General features: G+C 45.2%; 14 protein-coding genes and 2 pseudogenes. 6 read left to right on the top strand and 10 right to left on the bottom strand.

Annotated elements, in window-relative coordinates:
• Positions 1-17: 17 nt before the first annotated feature.
• The 5 genes from ACTHSP_RS01335 (at position 18) to ACTHSP_RS01355 (ending at position 4,641) form a co-directional block, all read left to right on the top strand.
• Positions 18-416 (top strand): phosphoglycerate kinase, encoded by a 399-nt coding sequence (locus ACTHSP_RS01335; protein ID WP_440345489.1) that lies wholly within the window; start codon positions 18-20, stop codon positions 414-416.
• Positions 417-469: 53 nt separating this feature from the next.
• Positions 470-1,258, top strand: a complete 789-nt coding sequence (locus ACTHSP_RS01340; protein WP_440345490.1) for an N-6 DNA methylase — start codon at positions 470-472, stop codon at positions 1,256-1,258.
• A 17-nt stretch (positions 1,259-1,275) separates the two neighbouring features.
• On the top strand, positions 1,276-1,830 hold the full coding sequence (locus ACTHSP_RS01345) for a hypothetical protein (protein WP_049351611.1): 555 nt from the start codon (positions 1,276-1,278) through the stop codon (positions 1,828-1,830).
• 365 nt (positions 1,831-2,195) lie between these two features.
• Entirely contained in the window at positions 2,196-2,738 is a 543-nt protein-coding gene (locus ACTHSP_RS01350) for a hypothetical protein (protein ID WP_080974660.1), read from the top strand.
• Between the two features lie 103 nt (positions 2,739-2,841).
• Entirely contained in the window at positions 2,842-4,641 is a 1,800-nt protein-coding gene (locus ACTHSP_RS01355) for a ShlB/FhaC/HecB family hemolysin secretion/activation protein (RefSeq protein ID WP_049351612.1), read from the top strand.
• 257 nt (positions 4,642-4,898) lie between these two features.
• On the opposite strand, the gene ACTHSP_RS01360 is transcribed toward ACTHSP_RS01355, so the two are convergent.
• From ACTHSP_RS01360 to ACTHSP_RS01395, 8 genes and pseudogenes are all read right to left on the bottom strand, one after another.
• Positions 4,899-5,531: a hypothetical protein gene (locus ACTHSP_RS01360; RefSeq protein WP_049351613.1), complete on the bottom strand. Its 633-nt coding sequence runs from the start codon at positions 5,529-5,531 to the stop codon at positions 4,899-4,901.
• Between the two features lie 157 nt (positions 5,532-5,688).
• A complete protein-coding gene (locus tag ACTHSP_RS01365) occupies positions 5,689-6,183 on the bottom strand; it encodes a contact-dependent growth inhibition system immunity protein (RefSeq protein WP_049351614.1) in 495 nt (164 codons plus the stop codon).
• The gene (locus tag ACTHSP_RS01370; protein WP_349267077.1) at positions 6,184-6,333 is read right to left on the bottom strand and encodes a hypothetical protein; all 150 of its coding nucleotides are present in this window, start codon (positions 6,331-6,333) and stop codon (positions 6,184-6,186) included.
• A 427-nt stretch (positions 6,334-6,760) separates the two neighbouring features.
• Positions 6,761-7,222, bottom strand: coding sequence for a hypothetical protein (locus ACTHSP_RS01375; protein ID WP_049351615.1), 462 nt, complete (start codon positions 7,220-7,222; stop codon positions 6,761-6,763).
• An 8-nt stretch (positions 7,223-7,230) separates the two neighbouring features.
• Positions 7,231-9,501: pseudogene (locus tag ACTHSP_RS01380) on the bottom strand (hemagglutinin repeat-containing protein); the annotation flags it as partial.
• A gap of 221 nt (positions 9,502-9,722) precedes the next feature.
• Positions 9,723-10,133: a hypothetical protein gene (locus ACTHSP_RS01385; RefSeq protein WP_440345491.1), complete on the bottom strand. Its 411-nt coding sequence runs from the start codon at positions 10,131-10,133 to the stop codon at positions 9,723-9,725.
• Positions 10,134-10,185: 52 nt separating this feature from the next.
• Complete coding sequence (locus tag ACTHSP_RS01390) at positions 10,186-10,596, bottom strand: hypothetical protein (RefSeq protein ID WP_371464953.1); 411 nt, start codon at positions 10,594-10,596, stop codon at positions 10,186-10,188.
• 1,426 nt (positions 10,597-12,022) lie between these two features.
• Positions 12,023-19,194, bottom strand: a pseudogene (locus ACTHSP_RS01395) (two-partner secretion domain-containing protein); the annotation flags it as partial.
• Between the two features lie 295 nt (positions 19,195-19,489).
• On the opposite strand from ACTHSP_RS01395, the gene ACTHSP_RS01400 reads away from it, so the two are divergent.
• Positions 19,490-20,497: an IS5 family transposase gene (locus tag ACTHSP_RS01400; protein WP_440345492.1), complete on the top strand. Its 1,008-nt coding sequence runs from the start codon at positions 19,490-19,492 to the stop codon at positions 20,495-20,497.
• Positions 20,498-20,909: 412 nt separating this feature from the next.
• Here the strand turns inward: ACTHSP_RS01400 and ACTHSP_RS01405 are convergent, their stop codons facing one another.
• Both ACTHSP_RS01405 and ACTHSP_RS01410 read right to left on the bottom strand, forming a co-directional pair.
• Positions 20,910-21,536, bottom strand: a complete 627-nt coding sequence (locus ACTHSP_RS01405) for a recombinase family protein (RefSeq protein WP_049351093.1) — start codon at positions 21,534-21,536, stop codon at positions 20,910-20,912.
• 8 nt (positions 21,537-21,544) lie between these two features.
• Complete coding sequence (locus ACTHSP_RS01410) at positions 21,545-22,219, bottom strand: Fic family protein (RefSeq protein ID WP_049351092.1); 675 nt, start codon at positions 22,217-22,219, stop codon at positions 21,545-21,547.
• Positions 22,220-22,517 lie beyond the last annotated feature (298 nt).

Consider the following 22,517-nt stretch of genomic DNA (forward strand, 5'->3'; position numbering starts at 1 on the left):
TATGAAAGGACTATCAGATGGGATTAGATATGTATGGCTATACCATGAAAGCCGAGTTTGTCGGCAACCGTCAAACCGATGTGAATGTGAGTGAAGATGAACGCGAAGAAGCAGCACTGAATCATTTTGCCTACTGGCGAAAATTTAACCATCTTCATGGTTGGATGGAAAACTTATATCGTCAAAAAGGCGGAAAAGCTGAAGTCTTTAATTGCTGCACTGTTCGGCTAGAACTTGAAGATTTAGACCGTCTGGAATCTGATTTAAATGAAGAAAAATTGGAATACACGCCGGGCTTTTTCTTTGGAGACGATGAGATATATCCCGAAGACATTACAGAAACTAAAAACTTTATTGCTAATGCCCGTCTAGCGATAGCTACGGGACAAGCAGTGTTTTATGACAGTTGGTGGTAATGGTACACGGTTTCAGGCGGTAAAGGCCGTCTGAAACCATAGGGAGCAAGAAGATGGAAAACACTGTTAAAGAGCTGAAAAAACGTATTTATTCGTTTGGTGCTGTATACAAACCCTCTGATGTTTTTCGTGATTTCGTTGAGCTGGCAGCGATTGCCGTTTTAAACAGCTATATTCGGGATGAAGATTGGGAAAATCGTGAAGAGCGATACCACGTTATCCGCCGACAATATAAAGAAGAGGCTTTTAAAATTTTTCCTGAGCTATTAGGCGTTTTGGCTTCGGGCTGTATTCGAGCGGTGAAAGTCGGAAACTACGAAGATTTTTTGGGCGAACTTTATATGGACTTGGGAGCGTCGAACGAGCGTAACGGACAGTTTTTTACGCCAATGTCTATATCAAGAGTGATGGCAAGACTGGCAGGAATCAACACGGTGGAGAAGCTGACGAATAAAAGATTTGTTTCTTTACTTGAGCCATGTTGTGGCAGTGGTGCGAATCTGCTTGCTTTCGCCGAACATATCGCCGATAGCGGAAAAATTCCAAGCTTACATATGGCAGCGGTTGCGGTAGATATTGATGTTTTATGTGTGTGGATGTGTTTTGTGCAATGCCATTTTTACGGTATTCCCGCAAAAATTATACATGGCGACAGTTTGAAACCTGAATTTCATACGGCTTGGCGGACGGTGCATTGGTTGCGTGGAGGATTTGAAGACGAGATGAAAGCTGAAATCGTCGCTGACAAAAAAGCCGCTTTCGATGCAGCACAGCAACACCATAGAGAAACGAAGATTACCGCCCCTTTGTTGACTTTGGAAGAACAGTTGGTCTTGTTTTAAGGAAAGGAAGAAGCGTGATGATTCAAGATGTGAAAAAAGTGGATAAGGTTGACAGTATTTTAAATGAGGTTTCGACATTAAGCCCGAAGGAAATCCGAGAAATTTTTATGCGGATGTGGCGACATATGGATGCACTAAATTACGGTTTGACGGCTGACGATTGTGTTGAACTTTTTGCAACCGCTTTAAAAGGCAGTTCAGATTTGACCTATGATTTGCTGAAAGACACCTGTCATGATTACAGTGTTGGAACAATGACAGAAACATTTGCCTTATTACCACGAGAAACGTATGACAAAATGTTTTCAGAATGCCTAAAAGGTAAAATTCCTACTGAAACGAGGCTGGATACCGAAGCCCTAATTAATCTATTAATGTTGGAAAATGTTTCTGAAATTGAAGCAAGCATTAGAAAAGGTTGTATAAGAGCAACACATTTTATAGGTTCTAACAAAAAATATATCTATGATACAGGTATTGATGATGAAGAAATTCAATGGGAAATTGAAGATTTTAAGGCGCATTACCCTCACACTTGGTGGACGGTAGAGCAGATTAATTATAATGACTAAGATATAAAGGTCGTCTGTAATCACGGTTTCAGATGACCTTTATCTGTCTAAGCCAAATTGAAAAAAAGAAGCCCGCCGCAGCCCCGTTACCGCCTCTCAAAGTTCGGCAGAAACGTCCCCACGCCCCCAAGAGAAAAACAGACTTAGGCAACTTTTCCGGCACCTTCGGCAGCCTGCAAAATTGCCACGCCTATTTCTCTCTTGCCCCCTACGGCGGGCTTTTTTATTTATGAAAAATTAGTACTATTCAATCTAGTAGCTGACAGCTCTTAAACTGGAGCTATTTAGACAAAATATCTGCCTTTGTCGATTTTGAGTGGTGTTTGACGTGGGCAGGGATGGAAAATAACACATAAGGAAAACTAATGCTTTTACTAAGGCGTGAACACATTGATCGCTTGTTTGATATGTTGATAGCAAACCGCAGGTTTGATACTCCATTTAAAATTACGGAGTACGATGGTGGGATGAATTTTTTGGGTACGTTTGGCGAAGTCCCGGTACACGAGCTTGGAAACCGATCAGCGACATTGTGCTTTGAATGGAAAGGGGAGATTTCTGAACCACGAGATACCCATGATATTGCGGGGATGAAGCCAAACATTCTTTATGACTTTAACGGATCAGGACGGCACTTTGATAACCCTGATCCGCGTTACCTGCTTCCTGTGGGTTCAAAAGGGTTGATTCTGAAGCATATTGTGATTAATGACGAAGACGAGCTTTTGAGGATTTGGTGTAACCGACGAAAAATTTATTTTTACCGATACCGGATATTGAAAGCCACCCCAATTGTGCGGAACATTTTATTGCATAAGGCATGGCAGGAAATTTACCGGATAAATGAAATATGCCGTAACACTTCATTCGAAATTGCCATATGCCACCGCCCAATGGAAAACGAATAAACATCCAACCGAGCTTTTATCTACTAGAGCTAATAAAAGGTCTCTTTTTCTCTTTTTTTTGTTCATTGCTATAATTGTCCATTTACATTACTTAGCCCAATCTATGAAATCCTTCGTTTACTCCCAAGCCATATTTCCTCCATTATCACTATTATTCCTATCATTGATAGCTGCCTTTCCTGTCCCAACATCAGCCGCTCCCACTCCCGAAGCCATTTCACAACAACAGGATATTCTCCAGCGTCAACGGGAGAAGCAGCTGCGTGAACAGATGTTGCCTGAACAAGATGTACGTTTAGATGATGCTGATACAGGTAGGGAGAAGATGGCAACACAGGCAGATAGTGCAAATTCGGATGAAGCAAGCCCATGCTTTCCTATTTCTGAAGTGGAATTGGTAGGTAAAGGAGCCGCTAAATTTCGATTTGCGCTCAATCAGGCTTTGCGCCAAACACATTTTGTTCCCGGCAAGTGTTTGCATGCGGGCGATATCAATCAAATCATGTCTTTGGCGCAAAATGCTTTGATCGGCAGGGGGTATACCACGACACGTATTTTGGCTGCGCCACAAAATTTGAATAGTGGCAAGCTTCAATTAACACTGATGCCGGGCTATCTGCGCTTCATACGAATCGATAGATCTAATGATGCCCAAACCCATGCTGAACGCATTGCAGCATTCCAAAACAAATTTCCCACCCGCTCAGACAATCTGTTGAATCTGCGTGATTTAGAACAAGGGTTGGAAAATCTCAAACGGCTCCCAACAGCAGAAGTCGATATTCAAATCGTTCCTGTAGAGGACGAACCAAACCAAAGTGATGTTGTGGTGCAATGGCGGCAACGTCTGCTGCCCTACCGTGTAAGTGTAGGCGTGGATAATTCAGGCAGTAAAGCGACGGGGAAATATCAAGGAAATATCACTTTCTCTGCCGACAATCCTTTTGGACTGAGTGATATGTTTTATGTAAATTATGGACATTCAATTGGCGATACGCCCAATGAGGAAAATTTTGACGGCCATCGCAAAGAAGGCGGATCAAACAATTACGCAGTACATTATTCAGTTCCTTTCGGTAAATGGACATGGGCATTCAATCATAACGGCTACCGTTACCATCAGGCAGTTGCCGGATTGTCGGAAGTGTATGATTATAATGGGAAAAGTTATAATACTGATTTCGGTTTTAACCGCCTGTTGTATCGTGATGCCAAACGCAAAACGTATCTTGGTGTAAAACTGTGGACAAGGGAAACAAAAAGCTATATTGATGATGCCGAACTGACTGTACAAAGGCGTAAAACTGCAGGTTGGTTGGCAGAACTTTCCCACAAAGAATATATCGGCCGCAGTACGGCAGATTTTAAGTTGAAATATAAACGCGGTACCGGCATGAAAGATGCTCTGCGCGCACCCGAAGAAGCCTTTAACGAAGGCTCGTCACGTATGAAAATTTGGACGGCTTCGGCTGATGTAAACATTCCTTTTCAAATCGGTAACCAGCTATTTGCCTACGATACATCTGTTCACGCACAATGGAACAAAACCCCGTTGACATCGCAAGACAAACTAGCCATCGGCGGACGCTACACTGTGCGTGGCTTCGACGGTGAAATGAGTTTGTCGGCTGAGCGAGGCTGGTATTGGCGCAACGATTTGAGTTGGCAATTTAAACCAGGCCATCAACTTTATTTTGGGGCTGATGTGGGACATGTTTCAGGACAATCCGCTCAATGGTTGTTGGGGCAAACTTTAGCTGGTACAGCAATGGGGATACGCGGACAAATGAAGCTTGGCGGAAACCTACATTACGATATATTTACCGGCCGCGCATTGAAAAAACCCGAATTTTTCCAATCAAAGAAATGGGCAAGCGGTTTCCAGATAAGCTATACGTTTTAAAACAGTATCGTCAAATGAGCTATAAGGAAGAGATAATAAAATTTGATAATAGCTGAGACCCTGCAAAATACCTCTCTTCACCTATTTACTGACAGCCAAAAACCTGTGTTGGGGTTCAGCTGTTGGGGGAAAAGGAATTTTGCAAAGGTCTCAGGATGTGTGTTGTTATACAGGTAAGTAAAGGTCGTCTGAAACGGTTTTGCTGTTTTCAGACGGCCTTTTGAATTCATACAAGCTATGGCTTGGCTTGCTTATATTTATAATTGTCTAAATTTCCAATAATCTCGTCCTTCAATTTTCCAGTAACAGAATTCGTCCGGTATTAAATACCCAAAATCCATTGCCTTTGAAAACCAGCCATCATAGACATAATCTTCATGACATCTGTCCCAATCCATATGCAGATACACTTCCGTATCAAAATTGATATAGAACAAAGGCAGCCTCGAGGAAATCTGATTGATTTTTAAGAAATCACTTTGCGGGCCAGAGTCTGAGATAGGATCATTGTACGACAGCTTGTTCTCGACAACGGAATATAACCTTACCGCTTCATCAGAAGTAAACCCCTGAAACATCAGTTCCTTCAATTCATCTTTTTTTAATACAATGACTGAATCTGATTGAATATAGCTTTCAAAATTGTCCTTAGTTAACTGCCAGATACCGTTTCGGTAATAATAACTATTCATTTCATCCTGATATTGTTCTAACGTAATATTACCGTTTTTAAAATCCAAATCTAGATCTAATTTCATGTTTAATATGAAATTTTCTTTATAATCAATCAAATAATATATCTTTTTCTTATAGACAAAAATAGATATGCATTGAGTATATTGAAAGATGGCATTTAATAATTCAGATTTAAATTTCTCAATTTTTTCCATATTTGACAAATTCCTTAATAACTTTATCTTCAGCAAGTCGTAGCCCACATTAAATCTGCAGCGAAGGTGTGCGCGGTACGCACGCACGCGAGCTTGAGTCTAATAAAAAGGTCGTCTGAAACATTTTTCCAGCTTTCAGACGACATTTTGCCAAATATTATCGGCAGCGGCTCAATGCCAACCTTAAACCTGCTCCGATTTCTTCAGGGCTGTTATCCAATGATAAAATAACATCGTCTGCATCAATGGCATCCCACGCTTCCAGCTTGACATGGCGGCTCGGGCTGATTTTCAGGCAACCGTTGTGCAGCCAAATATCCCCGCTCATCATGTTTTTAAATAGGGCGCGTCTGGTTTTATAGCCCAAGTTCCCGCATAGGTTGGCAACCCAATCCTCATAGCGTTGCCGAATTTTTTCGGTATCAAAAAAATCTTGGTCTTCTGGACTGTCATAAACGAAAGTCCTGCTGTTTGCCAACGCTTGCAAGACCGTCGTGCCTAAAGTTTCATTGTCGGTATCCAATGGCAGGATATGGGGGGGATATAGGTGGTCTGGAGCATATCGCCCAAATCCTGACCATGTTTGAATAATCAAGGCTCTTTCATTTGCCTTATAGCCAGCCCAATAATCTTGTTCTTGATTAAAAGTCATTTATTCAATCTCCGTAATTTTGACTGTAATGTTTTGACTTTTGCCATACTCTATCACACGTTGTAACTGCAATCTTTGCTCCTTATTAGTTTGTGCGGGTATGGCCAGATGGATTTCGCGCTGTTTGATCATGTCGGCCCTTAATGTCATACCCGAAAGGCTATGACGTTCAAAATTTGTCGTCTTAGAGTTGTCTCTACACCGCTTCGGATAATGATTTTGCTAGCCGTGCTGCCGATATGGGTGTGGCGGTGGGCTGCTTTTGTCTGATTGCTGTGGCGGCTTGTTGAAAGAAAGGCCGTCTGAAACGTATTTGTTGTTTCAGACGGCCTCTTAGCTCAAATCTTGAAAACCGCATGCGTGCGTTCCGCACATCCTACGTATTGAGTTTAGGTTTCATATGGGCTACGGCTTACTATCCCCCTTTGCAACATTGCCGTTTGCCGGAATACGGATATTCCCGACTCCTGCCACTAAGGGAATCTGCCGGTAATGGTCGGTTTGATGTTTTTCACAGATTACGGATGCCTGCAAAAAACGTGAAGAATTCGTGAAGGCTATGGTTTGCTAAAATATATTATAGATTCAATTGAAAAATAACAGATTCAACTGTACCTTTCTTATATCTGATTTCTTTAAAGTTTTTCCCATTATCAAAACTATAAAAAAGTCTCTCTTCCTCACCAGAATATCCCATCTCTAATACTAAACAATCTATTTCACAATTACTCCCTCCACTCATATATGTGGTATCAATAGAAAATATATTACATAATTCCAGAGAATTATATTTATCTATATCAAATAGTTGCTCTCCAAAATCCAAACCATTGTTTCCACCTGCATAATACTTCTCTTCAAAGGATGATTTCAAACTATTAAAAACTGTATTTAGTGTAAAATACTTACATGGGCATATCTTAGGATATATATTCTCTCCTATTATTATCTGAATTTTTCCATAAATAAAACCATTACATTCAGAGTTTTTTTCCCATAAAATCCCAAATTTTCTTGTTGAGTCCATAATAATATTCATATAAATCCTTATTTTAATAACTTATTCTTTGATTGATCGGGGTATGCTTTTTTAATTCCTGCTTTTTGTTGACTTGTTAAGGACAAGGGATTCTTCTTATCGGATGTAGAACCAGCCCAATGCCAAGGTTCATTTTTCCTATCACCCCCCCTATAACGATGAATATGTCCTTTATCATCAATTGCAAATCGCTGTTTACCAATTTGTACTGAACTTTCAATTAACTGAACTGAATTCTTTGGCTCAATACCAGCATCAAACTTAAACCCTAACTGACCAGGAGTATGTTTAGGATTAGATTTATAAGTAGTTTCACTAACCGTTTTATCTGGATTTTTAATTTTTATTGGGATAGCTTGAGGGACAGGTATAGAAGACTCTGCTCCCTGTCCTTTAGACGTACCAAAATCATTCTTTTGATGACTCTTCGACGCCAATGCCGCACCCGGAATCCTGTCCACCTTCGCAACATTGCCGTTTGCAGGGATACGGATATTCCCCGCACCCGCCAATAAGGGATCGCTGCCGGTAACGGTCGACCTGATGTTTTTCAGGTTGCCAACGCCCGCAAGAATCGGGGCTTTTACCCTCGGATTGGGGTTGACAAAGCTCGTCAGCCAGTCGGTAACGTTCAGCGCAAGCTCTTCGTTTTTCCGCTCTTCCTGCCTGATTTTGGTGTCTTTCGTCCCGCTGTGCAACCAGGTCAGGTTGCGGTATTCGGGTTTGTCCTGTCGGCGGTATTCCTCAAACAGCTTCGGATCGTTGTAGGCTTGCGGATTTCTTGCGCCGTAGTCGCGGTAGTCCCAAGTATAACCCAAGGCTTTGTCTTCGCCTTTCATGCCGATTGTGGAAATAACCGTTTGGTCGGTATAGCCGTCTTGGGAACCTTTATCCACCCAGCGCAGTATCTGCCTGCGGATTCTCATTGCCGCTTCTTGACTGCTGATTTTTCTGCCTTCGCGTTTTTCGACTTCACGCTTGAGGGCTTCGGCATATTTGTCTGCCAGTGCCGTTTCCTTCGGATGCAGCTGCCTATTGTTCCAATCGACATTCGCCCCTACTGCCGCCGTACCGACATTCCCGCCCGCCGCATAGCCGATTGCCGCCCCGCCCAGTGCGTTGACCGCCGCTTTGCCCGCCGGGCCGAGGTTTTCCGCCGCTTTGTCCAAATACGGTGCGGCAAGGGAAGTGCCGCCGCCGGCCAGTATGCCGCCGAGGTTGCCCGTCGTCAGTCCGCCTGCCGCCCCGTGCAGGATACTCCTGCCTATGCCGCCTTCTTTCCAGGTGTCGTAGCGGCTTTGGTTTTCGGCAAGGTAGGCGTTTACTTGGCCGAGTGTTGCGCGGATGGCGGCTTTTTCGGTTTCGCTGTCTGTGTTTTGCAGTTCCGCCTCCAGCAGGGTTTTGGCTGCCTGATACCGTTCGTAACTTCGGGTGTTGCCGAGTTTGTCGGAAACGGCTGCTGTGGCTTGTGCGGCATTTTTACCGAACTCCTGCGTTACTTCCCTTTGCAGGTTGATTTCTTTGGCCACCGCGTCTTTGTCGAAGCTGTTTTTCAGACGGCCTGAGTGTTGATCCGCAGTTTCGGTGTCGATGCCGGAGTAGATACGCGCTTCGGTTTCTTTGGCAGTCCTGCCTGTTCGGGCAAGTTGTCCCGCTTCGTCGGTGATGTGTATGTTGCGGGTGTTGATGCCGCTGCGGGTGGTGCTGTTTTTGCTGTCTCCATCGCTGCCGTAGCCGGCGGACAGGCTGATCCTGTCGGCAGGCCTGCCTTGTTTGTCGGTAACCGTGCCGTCCCAGCCGCCGTTCAGGTCGACACTGCCGCCGATGCCGAAGCTTCTGCCTTCGTAGCGGCTGTGGTTTTGAATGTCGCTGGCAGTAAGGGTGGCCGTCTGAAAAAGGTTTTTTCCTTTGTCTTCGGCACTCTTGCCGGAGGTGATGATGCCGCCCTTGAGGTCTGTGTTATCTCTGACTTTGATTTGATAGCCGTCTTCTCCGGCATAAATACCGCTTTGCTCGGTTACCGAGGCATGGTCTGCTTTGACTTTGCTTTGGCTGTAACTGCCGCTTGCACTGAATCCGTAACCGACGGTAACTTGGACGTTGCCGTTTTGCTGTTTGCTCTGATAGGTTTCAGTATCTTGAACGCTTTCTATATGCAGGTTGCGCGTATCTGCCTGTACGCCTTTGCCGATGATCTGCGCACCTTTGAGGGTGGTATCTCCGCCGCTTCGGATGGTGGTTTTGCCGACCGTGTTGCCGATATGGGTGTGGCGGCGGGTTGCTTTTGTCTGATGGCTGTGGTGGCTTGTTGAAAGAAAGGCCGTCTGAAACCGTATTTATTGTTTCAGACGGCCTCTTAGCTCAAACCTTGAGAACCGCATATGTGCGTTCCGCACACATTCGCGTTGAGTAATATTAAGTGATAAAGCACATATGCCCAACCAGCCTTGTCAAGAGCTTCCAAAAGGCTGCTTGCGCAACATGACAAGCTACGGCTCGTTTAATTGAAACTCTCCTGATCTAAAAATTCTAACTCTATTTCCCGGCAAACTATATCTATGCTAAAACCGGTCGGAAGATCATACCTACGGCCTATCACTTCCAGCGCACCTCCATAATCCAAGATTTCATCATCCTGCTTTAATTCGCCAAGTTCCAATGTATTATCGATATTTATATCTTGGCTCTTTGTAGCGTATCCATAGACAAATTTCAGATAGCTGAACTGCTTGAATTTAATTTTTACCCAGTCTGTATAATTTGGTGTATGAATCTCTTGAGGAAAGTCCGGATAATCCACATTCTTGACGATGATATGGAATTCATCGTTTTTCAAAGTATAGTTTAATAGAGTGCCCTCATATATATACAGAAATTGATAATCTTTTTTTGGAATAGTATAAGTTGTCATATTATTTTACCTTCAAAAGTCTGCTTGCGCAGCATGACAAGCTACGGCTCGTTTAATTGAAACTCTCCTGATCTAAGAATTCTAACTCTATTTCCCGGCAAACTATATCTATGCTAAAACCGGTCGGAAGATCATACCTACCGCCTATCAATTCCAGTGTACCTCCATAATCCAAGATTTCATCATCCTGCTTTAATTCGCCAAGCTCCAATACATTTTTGATCTTTTTATCTTGGCTCTTCGTAGCGTATACATAGATAAATTTCAGATAGCTGAACTGCTTGAATTTAATCCTTACCCAGTCTGAATAATTTGGCATAGGGATCTCTTGAGGAAAGTCCGGATAATCCACACAATTGACGATGATATGGAATTCATCATTTTTCAAAGTATAGCTTAATAGAGACCCCTCAATTATATACAGAAATTGATGATCTTTTCTTGGAATAGTATAAGTTGTCATATTATTTTACCTTTTCAAATACAATGGTTTTAAGCTCATCTGATACTAATTGTCTTCCATTACTCTGATGAAATTCCAGTCGTTTAAACTCTTCCTTTAACGGCCCATTATATTTTAACCTTAATCCCATTCGGGCCAGTTCTGCTTCATTTGGAATTCCTCTTAAATACTTATTGTTTGATGTGCCATTAATCACAATTTCTCCCCCTTTTTTTGTAATACGTGCTGCTTCAGGAAGATAATCCATTATTGTAAATTTCCCTTCTGGTTTAGGGATATAAGGATTATTTGCGATAACTCTCGCCTGACTGCCTGTCGGTATATTGGGCATAGAACGTGCATCTCTTGCAACAGCCATCGGATCTGATGGGCTAACTCCTACTGCTCCAGGTATTTGTACCCCTTTGCTGTCTGTAAACAGCTCTACTGTACCATTAGGTCTTATCTTCGGTACAGAGCTATCGGGCTTAGGCAACGCCCTTTGCTCAGTTACCCCTGCATAACTAACATTTTTACCATTGGGCAAAGTTGCTTCCACTCCCTTGTCTGTTAGTCGTGCAATTGTCCCTACTGGCAGGGTTGTTCCATTGGACAGCTTCTGTGCCTGTGTGAGCTTAACGGTTTGATTAGATATCAATGTTCCACTGGTAAAATCAAATGCTTTTCCATTTGGAACAACTGGTGCTTGTTTTTTTATTTCTGCTGCCAGTTGTGCAGCAGATAACTTACCTTCGCGGTACAGTTTATATTTGTTAGCCAATTTACTAGGGATACGTCCTGCTAGCTCCATTACTGGCAATTGATACCACATTAACCGTTGTCGGGTTGCATGATTGTATTCATATATTCTACCTGCATCGTAATCTCTCCCTTGTAAACGTAGCAGGGCTATACGGTTAGTCTCCATTTGTTGATCGTCTAGTGGACCCACTTCATCACTGGTAGACGAATCATAGACGTATCTCGGCAAGGAAATTATGCCTTTCCCAATTATCTTTGGATCATTATGTGCATCGTTACTGCTATCTTTATAGCCTTGTTCCATTCCTCTTCTAAAATCCGTTGAGGCATTACGGTTTTGAATCTGAATACTATGCAAGAATTTATTTATTTCGTTTTTGTTTTTATCGGTATAAGCACTAAATAATGCTTTTAAATTTCTGTCTTGATCTAAATATTCATGATTAGTAGCTGTAAAGAATTGATGGCTTGCACCAAAATTATCTACATAATGGAATCTAGATGTGTTTTGAGATAAAAACTGTTCTGCAAGTTCATTGCGTCCATGCAGTATTGCCCATTCGCTGTCTACCATTGCGGCAGCTGCGCGGTCTAGCTGAATTTGAGCCTCTCGGGGAGTTAAATTTAATCCTTTGTTTTTTAAATAGTTAATATATTTTTGTAGTGTATCTTTACTGTGTAACCACTTCACTTCATCAGGATGCAGCTGCCTATTGTTCCAATCGACATTCGCCCCTACTGCCGCCGTACCGACATTCCCGCCCGCCGCATAGCCGATAGCCGCCCCACCCAGTGCGTTGACCGCCGCTTTGCCCGCCGGGCCTAGGTTTTCCGCCGCTTTGTCCAAATACGGGGCGGCAAGGGAAGTGCCGCCGCCGGCCAGTATGCCGCCGAGGCTGCCGGTCGTCAGTCCGCCTGCCGCCCCGTGCAGGATACTCCTGCCTATGCCGCCTTCTTTCCAGGTGTCGTAGCGGCTTTGGTTTTCGGCAAGATAGGCGTTTACTTGGCCGAGTGTTGCGCGGATGGCGGCTTTTTCGGTTTCGCTGTCCGTATTTTGCAGTTCGGCCTCCAGCAGTGTTTTGGCTGCCTGATACCGTTCGTAACTTTGGGTATTGCCGAGTTTGTCGGAAACGGCTGCTGTGGCTTGTGCGGCATTTTTACCGAACTCCTGCGTTACCTCCCTTTGCAGGTTGATTTCTTTGGCAACCACGTCTTTGTCGAAGCTGTTTTTCAGACGGCCTGAGTGTTGATCCGCAGTTTCGGTGTCGATGCCGGTGTAGATACGCGCTTCGGTTTCTTTGACAGTCCTGCCGGTTCGGGCAAGTTGTCCCGCTTCGTCGGTGATGTGTATGTTGCGGGTGTTGATGCCGCTTTTTGTGATGCTGCTTTGACTGTCGCTGTCGCTGCCGTAGCCTACTGATGAACTTGCGCCGTTTTTATCGGCCACGCTTGTCAGGTGTTTGTTTTGAGGCTTATTTTGTGCTCCCTGTCCCAGTGTTTTGCCGCTTACGGCAACGCTGGCACCCAATCCGAAACTTTCGCCTTTGTAGCGGCTGTGGTTTTGAATGTCGCTGGCAGTGAGGGTGGCCGTCTGAAAGCGGTTTTTGCCTTCGTCTTCTGCGCTCTTGCCGGAGGTGATGATACCGCCCTTGAGGTCTGTGTTGTCTCTGACTTTGATTTGATAGCCGTCTTCTCCGGCATAAATACCGCTTTGCTCGGTTACGGAGGCATGGTCTGCTTTGATTTTGCTTTGGCTGTAACTGCCGCCTGCACTGAATCCGTAACCGACGGTAACTTGGACGTTGCCGTTTTGCTGTTTGCTCTGATAGGTTTCAGTATCTTGAACACTTTCTATATGCAGGTTGCGCGTATCTGCCTGTACGCCTTTGCCGATAAGCTGCGCACCTTTGAGGGTGGTATCCCCGCCGCTTCGGATAATCGTTTTGCCGGCCGTGCTGCCGACATGGGTGTGGCGGTGGGTAGTACTTTCCCCTTGTCCTTTACCTTTGCCGATATTTCCTCCGGCGGTAATGCCAAGACTGATGCCGTCGCCTATTTGGACGGCTACGCCTGCATTCCAGCCGCTGCTTTTGTTTTTGCTTTGCTCGCTGCCGTCCTGTTTGGCAGATTGGAGTTTGATATGGTTGTCGGCAATGAGGGTGGTACCTGCATGGCCGATGACATCGGAACCTGTAATATTGATATTGGACTGCTCCCCGCCTCCTGTGGCCGCAAGTGTGGTTTGCCCTTTGCCGATAATTTGACTTGCTGCCGCTTCGGTGTAACGGCTTTTTTGCTCGTTACGGCTTTTCTGTTCGCCGTAGGTAACGGACACACTGATACCGGAGCTTTGATTGTTGTTTTGACCTTGTCCCGCACTGCTGCTTGGAGCAAATTGTTGCATTTGTTGGGCTGCTTGATAACCCTGCCATGCAGCATTGGCTGCAGCCATGGCATTAACGCGTTTATTTTTACTTTTGCCCACATTTTGGGCTGCTTGTACGAAGTTTTGTGCAGCTTGGACAACCGGCACATTGAGGGCGACGGTGAGGCCTTTTTGTTCCTGGGTATGGACGTAGTCAGTGGCATACCGGTTGTTTGCGGACTCTACATCTATGCTTTTGGCAGTGACGGTATTGCGCCCCTCGGGGCTGGAGACAGTACTGCCGGTTTGTCGGTAGCGGTTTCCGGCAACTGTAACGGTGTCTCCATTCAGGCTGCCTATAATGCTGCCTGTATGGACAATATTGGTACGATCAGTGTCATCGGTAGTTTTTCGGTTACCGATAGTAAAGCCCAATCCGCCTGTGCCCATGACGCCTGATTTTTTGCTCTCGTGGTATTCATTGCCGGTGTAGCGATTGTGGGCAGTAGAAATATCGATGTTGTTTCCTGCTTTTAAGACAGTGCCATTATCAGAAATAAGGTTGCTGCCGCGTACATTGATATTCTGATCAGCTGCAACGATAATTTTGCCGCCGCCGATGTTGCTGCCGACTGCTTCATCATGACTGAAGCGGTAGCGGTCGTGTGTTTTGGTACTGGAAAGGATGCCTTTGCTTTTCCCGCTTACAGCGGCGTCCAATTCGGTTATTTGGCGTCCTTCGCTGATATTGACATCACGTCCTGCGGCAAGGACGGTTTTGCCCTCTTCGGTCTCCAGTTCACCTTGACGGATTTTTAAGTCGTTGCCGGCTCTAAGCATTGCGCCGTTTTGCGTGCGGATACTGCTGCCGACTTCGGCACTTTGTCGGACATGACGATGATTTTTGTCATCTAATGCACCATAGGTTTCGCGATGTTCGGTACGGATGGTGCCGAGATTGAGATTGTTGCCGGCGGTAATTTGGGTGGTGCCGCCTTTAACTTGGTTAGAGATGGTGGCTGCATTAAGGTTGATATCGTTGCCAGCATGCAGGGATAGGATGCCGTCTGAAGCTCTGTTATCTACTTGCTCAGTATAGCTTCCGGCCACGTTAATACCGGCCATACGATCAATGGCGGCATTGCCGTTACGTTCATTACCGGAAGTTTGGGTTGTACCGTTAAGGTTGATATTTTGCGCTTGGGCAGTCAGCAGTCCGCCTGCTTGTACTTGCCCGCCGTCGACATTGATACTTTTTTCAGCTTTTAAGCCGATTTGGTCGGCTTGAATGTTGCCGTTGCTGTTAATATTCCGTGCTTGGATGAGTACGGCCTGCCGCCCCGCAATGGTACCGCTATTAGTCAGGTTTCCATTTTGCAGTTTAAGTAAGACTTGTTCGGCACTAATCAGGCCGCCGGAGGTATTGAGATCACCTTTGCGTGCCAGGGCATAGACTTTGGGGGCGAGTACGGTTTGAGTCGAACCGTCAGACAGGGTGACGGTTTGATTTTCCATCCAAACGATATCTGAAGTTAAGCGGGCAACTTGCTCTGCACTCAAGGCGATACCCGGGGTAAGGCCGAATGTTTTGGCAACAGTAAGGCCGTTGTCCATCAGAGCTTTGAATTGTTCTTCATCACTGCTGTAGCCATCAAGTCGGCGGTAGCCTGTTAACTGGTGGATTTGTTCATTAACAAGTTTTTGTTCGTAGTAGCCGTCGCCTAGCCGTTTGTGTAGATGATTGGGGTCCAATTGCAGTTGTTTCAACATGTAGTCGCTGCCCAACCAGCGGCGGTAGTCTGCAAATTGAGGATCTGTTTCAACCAACCAGCCTTTATTGTCAGGATGGGTGGTGTAGAGGCTGCTGTTCGGCAGAGTAACAGTAGCGTTATTTAATGAGACCATATTACCGGTATGGATGCGCTGCCCATTGACGGCTGCTGTGGATGCTCCGTCAATCAGTTTGGCTGCAGATGCTGCGGGTTGAAAGGAAGGGGAGGCGGCATTCTGTTGGGTGACAGATACAGGCGTGTCAAAGTCATGGGTAAATAGTTGGGTATCATGGTAAGGAGTGTGGTTTCTTTCGGTACGGCGCTGTCTTTTTTTGCCACTGTACCATCCTTTTTTTGTAACGGAATCCCACTGTGTGCCGACAGCATCTATGCGCCCCTTGCCTGTTGTACTTTGATTGGTGATTTCTTTCTGGTTTAAATCATCAGTGATAATACGCCTGCCCACTATAATTCGACTGTCTTTGTTCAGCCAGTCTTGGCCTGAAACAGTCAAATTACCACCCACAGTAATGTGTGCCGGTCGATTTTCGATGATGCGTTCTTTATAAGTCTCGATGTGATAGTCTCGGACATGCCATTGGTTGGCCTCAATACGAGAACCATTTTTTAAATGGAACGTAGCAATAGTTTGGTCTTTTTGTCCTTGTGAGTTATCGAATAAACCGTCTTTTCCTGCCTGATAGTAGGTATTTTGCCCCAGTACGGTGTAATCGCGGACTTGCTTTTCTGCTTTGGCTAAGTATGTTTCTGTTTTAAAGTGATTATTGATATTCTGCATATTCCTAACGGACATCAATGCATCACCTTGTACTTCCAAACTGGCACTGCCATTAACAAAGGTATCAGCCATGCCTGCCGCATGATGTTGTTCATCCAGTCGATTACCGATAGCAAAAATACCTTCGCTGGATAGTAGGGCTCCCTCTTGGTTATGAATCTCTTTCGCTCCGATATCCAAACGTTTCCTTGCAGCTATTGCCCCCGCTTTGGTGCTGCCTTCTGTCGTTTCTTCTCGGTTAAGTAGTTTTTGCGCGTCCAGGGCAATATGTCGCCATAGATTTTGCCTGTCCCGGTGTTGGTCAGGGTTTGACCTGCACCGATGTGGGTCAAACCGTTGCTGTTAATCAAACCCCTGTTGTCTACATGCTGTTCGGATGTGATGTTCGTTTGCTCTCCGGCAATAATTTTGCCTGTAACTTGGTTATCTATATTGCCGGCATTGAGTTTGAGCGTATGGCCTGCTTGTAAGGTATGGGTATTTTTCAGACGGCCTTTTGTGCTTAGGTTTAATTGGTTGCCTGCAGTGAGGTCGCTGTCTACGACGAAATCATCCGTTAAGGCGATATCCAGCTTGTTACCGGCTGTTAATGTGCCATTATTGGCCAGTGATTTAGCTTGTAGCGATACATTACCGGCAGATTGAATCGTGCCGTCCGCATTGTTTAACGCCAAAGTGTTTTGATTTTTATCGTGAATAGACAACTGCCGGTTGGTGGCAATTTCACCATGTTGGTTGTATAGGCCGTCTGAAACAGCTAATTGTGCTTGGTTTGCAGATAGGAGTTTGCCGTTTTGATTGTCTACATTTCGACTATTGATAGTCAGTTGTTCGGTAGCAGTAATATGGCCGCTTTGGTTGGTCAGTTGCTGACTTTGGATGCTAACCGTTTCAGCCTCTATACGTCCGTGCGTATTATCTAGAGTCTGACCTTCGGTATTCAGTTGTGCAACAGAAACTTTTCCTGTATTGCGAAGATTGTTATTGGTAGTGACGGTTCCACTATCGGCAAGAATGTTACCTGCGTTATGTAAATCGGCGGTATCAAGCTGTAGATGTGCAGCTCGAATATTGCTTTTGTTATCATTGCTCAAGCGGCCCGAATGAATGAGTGTCAGATTGTTGGCGGCAATTTCTCCCACATTATGCAGTTCATGGTTGTCAATCTTGCCGGTTTGAGTTAATAAGTGACCGCTGTTTTTAGCAGTTTGAGCACTAACAGCCAGATCGTGTGCCTGGAGTTTGCCTTTTGCCGTATTGTTAAATGAATCGCCTGATACTTGTAGTTTAACCGCATTCAGACTGCCCGAATTTTCCAAACTGTTTTTGGCGGCAATGTCGATTTGTCCACCTGTATTGATTGATCCTGCATTATCAAGTGCTCCCGTTGTTTGAATGCGTCCTCTGGCGTAGGCTTTTGCAGATGCTGTAGGTGAAACGGGATTGTTTGAACCAGGCTTAGATGCCGAAACAGTGCTGCTACCTGAACCTGTTGCAGTACTCGGAATCTGTGGTATGACTGATGGATTGGGATTCAAACCGGTCTGTGGAACGTCGCTCACACCAATCTTGCCACTGTTATCGAATTTGCCAGCAGATACCAAATCCAATGCTTGTGAACCTGTTTGAATAATATTACCCGTGTTATCCAAACTACCTGTTGACATATCTAAGCGGGCAGCCTGGATCGTACCGTTGTTTTGGTTTTTCAGACGGCCTAAATTACGGACAGTCAATTCACCTGAGGATAAGACCGTACCTGAATTGTCTAGCGTCTGGCTGTGAATATTGGCATCATCCTGTGAGGCAATCGTACCGCTATTACGGACATTGCGGGCATGAAGTGAAACCGCATGGTTTTCTCCCGTCGCCGCAATCGTACCCGTGTTGACCAGTTTACCTTCAGCATTCACTGCCACATTGCCAGCTGAGGCAAACAATTGCCCCTGATTGCGCACGGATGCATCACGATCAGTGCTGATCAAGGTGATCTTACCAGCATACATACCACCCAATGCCCCTGTATCGATGGCATACAGTGAGTTGGCAGAATTTGTATTCGCAGCAGGGGAGTGTGAAGACTGGATAGAGCCATCAGCTGAGACATCATTTTGTCCTGCCAACACACGCACATCTTTGCCCCACATAGGCCCATCAATCTTAACCGCGCGGCTCAATATCTGCGTGTAATCGGTATCGCGGGCATCCAAACCGTGTCCGACGATTACAACATTGCCTTGCCTTATCTTAAAGCCACTAAGGTCTCCTGCTTGATATTGCGGTTGGCCTGTAGTCAAAGTGGCACGGGAAGCATTGATAAATCCCCCTCCGTTCACTTGAATTCCCGCAGGGTTTGCCACCACCACTTCGGCACGTCTACCACCCACCTCAATATATCCGCCCAACAAAGAGGGATCAGCTGAATTGACTTGATTCACGATGACACGGGCCTCACCACCTGCAAGCCAGGGATTGCCCTGTATCCAGCCACCCAACTGTGTTTGCACGTTCCGACGGCTGTTGTTCAAAATAGCACCACGGTTGTCAACATTGAAATGGGTGTATTGGTTAACTGAAACCCCTGCGGCAGTAGGGGTTTGGATATTGGCCTGCGGGATGCCGTTACCGGTTTGCAGGATGGTAGGCTGTTGCTGTACAGGTGCGGATTTGTCAGCAACGATGCCTTGGGCATTGGCAGAGGGAGAAGTCAGAATAAGGGCAGAGCCGAGGAGTAATGAAAGGGAGAATGATATAACAGAGATAGAATGGATAAAACCTGTAAAGCCCGCAATATCATTTGGCGAAATACCTGCAGCTTGGGTGTCGGCAGTGTTTTTGCTCTCGCGTTTGGCATTTTCAGCAACGGCCATCATGCAGTTTCGATGTTTGTTAAAGACGACTTTGTACAGGGTACGATTCATAGTAAATGCTTTCTCGGTAATATTCCTTATAAATATCCATTCTAACTTGAATTAACTTTGTATGTGTAGAAAAATTTATTTGGGATTGGAAAGGATTAGCTATGAATGTCACAACATTCGGCAAGTTATTTAACAATTTGGTAGTGGTTGTCGTCATTATTGTAACTATGCTTGAAATACGAGGCTTTGCTCCGCGTTCTTTCCTTGCTCTCACTATGCCTTTTTATACTTTGAGACCTTTGCAAAATTCCCCAAAATCCCCTAAATTCCCACCAGGACATTTAGGGGATTTCTCATGAGTACCTTCTTCCGGCAAACCGCACAAGCCATGATTGCCAAACACATCGACCGCTTCCCACTATTGAAGTTGGATCAAGTGATTGATTGGCAACCGATCGAACAGTACCTGAACCGTCAAAGAACCCATTACCTTAGAGACCACCGCGGCCGTCCCGTCTATCCCCTTTTGTCCATGTTCAAAGCCGTCCTGCTCGGACAATGGCACAGCCTCTCCGATCCCGAACTCGAACACAGCCTCATCACCCGCATCGATTTCAACCTGTTTTGCCGTTTTGACGAACTGAGCATCCCCGATTACAGCACCTTATGCCGCTACCGCAACTGGCTGGCGCAAGACGACACCCTGTCCGAATTGCTGGAACTGATTAACCGCCAACTGACTGAAAAAGGTTTAAAAGTAGAGAAAGCATCCGCCGCCGTCATTGACGCCACCATTATTCAGACCGCCGGCAGCAAACAGCGTCAGGCCATAGAAGTTGATGAGGAAGGACAAGTCAGCGGCCAAACCACACCGAGCAAAGATAAAGATGCCCGCTGGACAAAGAAAAACGGTTTATACAGACTCGGTTACAAGCAGCATACCCGTACCGATGAGGAAGGCTATATCGAGAAACTGCACATCACTCCTGCCAATACCCATGAGTGCAAACACCTGTCGCCTTTGTTGGAAGGACTATCCAAAGGTACGACCGTCTATGCCGATAAAGGCTACGACAGTGCGGAAAACCGGCAACATCTGGAAGAGCATCAGTTGTTGGACGGCATTATGCGCAAGGCCTGCCGCAACCGTCCGCCGACGGAAGCGCAAACCAAACGCAACCGATATTTGTCGAAGACCCGTTATGTGGTCGAACAAAGCTTCGGTACGCTGCACCGTAAATTCCGCTACGCCCGGGCAGCCTATTTTGGTCTGCTCAAAGTGAGTGCGCAAAGCCATCTGAAGGCGATGTGTTTAAACCTGTTGAAAGCGGCTAACAGGCTAAGTGTGCCTGTTGCCGCCTAAAAGGCGGCCCGGATGCCTGATTATCGGGTATTCGGGGAGGATTAAGGGGGTATTTGAGTAGAAGCAGGAGTGATTTGGGATGAAAACAGCCGAGCTTGCAGTACATGAATCGTCAATGAACCTGTTACTTCCGAGACCACTCCCCTATTTACAGCTGTACTGTTCAGCTAATAGATAACTACCTTCCTTATCTGACTAGAAGAATACTTTTGATAAATCTGATTGCACTCACTCACTACTTTGTCAAAATCAATATCTTCAGGTTCTGAAGCATACAGTTCCCGGTGTAAGGCAACCAAACAACTTTGATCAGGTGTACGGCCTTCGCTTCGTGGAGTTTTTCACGCAATCATGGCCAAAACTGAAGCCACACGTTCAATCAAAGCGTCTTTCTGCATTAAGGTAGCCATTTTTATTCCTTTTCTGAAATTAGGGATTGTTTGTGTTGTCGCATTACCAGTTTCACCAGGGATACGCTACATCCGGCCAACTTGGCTGTTTCTTGAAGGGTATGATGTGAGCGCAGGCTGATAATCAATTTATGTTTTTGAGTATCTGCCTGACGACCTTTGAATCGTCCTTGTTTTTTTGCTTCAGCAATTCCTGCTGCTTGGCGTTTCTTACGTTGTTCGTAGTCATCTCTAGCCATTTGTAGGGCAATTTTAAGCAACATGGTTTGTATGCTGTCTAAGACGATTTTGGCAATATCGGAGTCAGTCTGTATTTGACTCAGGTCGATAATGCCGGGAATGGAGAGAAATGCTCCTTTTTCACGGATACGGTTTACCAGCTTTTCTGCTTCAACCAGTGGCAGACGAGTGATACGGTCAATATGCTCGGCGATGATCACGTCGCCTTCTTGCAAATCGGCAATCAATTTGTTCAATACAGGTCTGTCGGCACGAACGCCCGAAGCCTTTTCCTTATAAACCCCCGCAATGTAGTAACCTTCTGCCTTAGCTTTCTCAATTAAGGCGTTTTGCCGCTCAAGATTTTGTTCTTCAGTGCTGACACGTTGGTAGATTCTTGCTGCTTTCATGTTCAGCCTCAATAGTCGATACCAAAAATACAATTTTGGTACAAATAAGTAGCAACGTCAGTATCATCTCCGGAACGGTAGAAATCCGAAAGTTTTGTGTTGAACTCGGGCATTTGCAGTTCTGAAATTTCTAAAATACCGCAGCCTTTTTCGATCAACATTGCATTGGCAAACAGCGTGGCCGTTCGTTTGTTACCGTCCCAAAAGATTTGCTGACGCATAAAGGCCAACATGGAGCGGATAGCCGTTTCAGTGGTTGAATTACTTCTGTTTTCAATTTGTCCCAACAGGTTCTGTACGTCAACTTCCGACATTGCAGGCGGTGTGTGTCGAGACCCATCAACCAGGGTAACGCCGACTGTACCAGTACGGAAATCTCCGGGAGCCAATGAGTCTTCCTGGGCAACAATACTGTTGATTTTTTTTAGTAGTGGTATATCAACGGGAAGGCCGTCTGAAATATGGCGCATTACATATTGGTAAGCACGTTTCAGATTTAAGATAGTCTGAATATCACCCAATGATGCTGAAGCAACATTTTGCCCATTGATAATCTGTTCTGTCTGCAACAAAGTTGTCTGACAGTTTTCAAACCGGCTTAGATTGTGGATTTGGGCAACCAATACCTTTTTGGCCAAAAAGATATTTTCTTTCAGGCTGAGATTATATTTATCTGGAAACACTGTTGCTCCTTATACGAACAAAGGTGGTTAATTTGGGTATGCTCTAATTACCTATTTTCGAGATATTACAAAGAATCGGATAATTTAAAATATTGTGGACTTAAATTGCCCACATTCAAATTATCCACTCTATTTGCCCATTGTGCAATAAAAAAAACCATCCCGAAGGATGGTTTGACTAAACAAATTAATGTTTTTTATTTTTTACAGGGAAGATCCAGTAATCTCTTCCGTAATCATGAGCGTCAAGGTAGCGGTCGCTGTTCTTGACTCTCCGGAACCGGCATTTAACCCAGCC

The organism is Neisseria sp. P0001.S005, from assembly GCF_051963715.1.

Excerpts from the sequence above, each read along its gene's own strand:
- ACTHSP_RS01335 (WP_440345489.1), top strand. The coding sequence starts at position 18 with ATGGGATTAGATATGTATGGCTATACCATGAAAGCCGAGTTTGTCGGC.
- ACTHSP_RS01340 (WP_440345490.1), top strand. The coding sequence starts at position 470 with ATGGAAAACACTGTTAAAGAGCTGAAAAAACGTATTTATTCGTTTGGT.
- ACTHSP_RS01345 (WP_049351611.1), top strand. The coding sequence starts at position 1,276 with ATGATTCAAGATGTGAAAAAAGTGGATAAGGTTGACAGTATTTTAAAT.
- ACTHSP_RS01350 (WP_080974660.1), top strand. The coding sequence starts at position 2,196 with ATGCTTTTACTAAGGCGTGAACACATTGATCGCTTGTTTGATATGTTG.
- ACTHSP_RS01355 (WP_049351612.1), top strand. The coding sequence starts at position 2,842 with ATGAAATCCTTCGTTTACTCCCAAGCCATATTTCCTCCATTATCACTA.
- ACTHSP_RS01360 (WP_049351613.1), bottom strand. The coding sequence starts at position 5,531 with ATGGAAAAAATTGAGAAATTTAAATCTGAATTATTAAATGCCATCTTT.
- ACTHSP_RS01365 (WP_049351614.1), bottom strand. The coding sequence starts at position 6,183 with ATGACTTTTAATCAAGAACAAGATTATTGGGCTGGCTATAAGGCAAAT.
- ACTHSP_RS01370 (WP_349267077.1), bottom strand. The coding sequence starts at position 6,333 with ATGACATTAAGGGCCGACATGATCAAACAGCGCGAAATCCATCTGGCC.
- ACTHSP_RS01375 (WP_049351615.1), bottom strand. The coding sequence starts at position 7,222 with ATGAATATTATTATGGACTCAACAAGAAAATTTGGGATTTTATGGGAA.
- ACTHSP_RS01385 (WP_440345491.1), bottom strand. The coding sequence starts at position 10,133 with ATGACAACTTATACTATTCCAAAAAAAGATTATCAATTTCTGTATATA.
- ACTHSP_RS01390 (WP_371464953.1), bottom strand. The coding sequence starts at position 10,596 with ATGACAACTTATACTATTCCAAGAAAAGATCATCAATTTCTGTATATA.
- ACTHSP_RS01400 (WP_440345492.1), top strand. The coding sequence starts at position 19,490 with ATGAGTACCTTCTTCCGGCAAACCGCACAAGCCATGATTGCCAAACAC.
- ACTHSP_RS01405 (WP_049351093.1), bottom strand. The coding sequence starts at position 21,536 with ATGAAAGCAGCAAGAATCTACCAACGTGTCAGCACTGAAGAACAAAAT.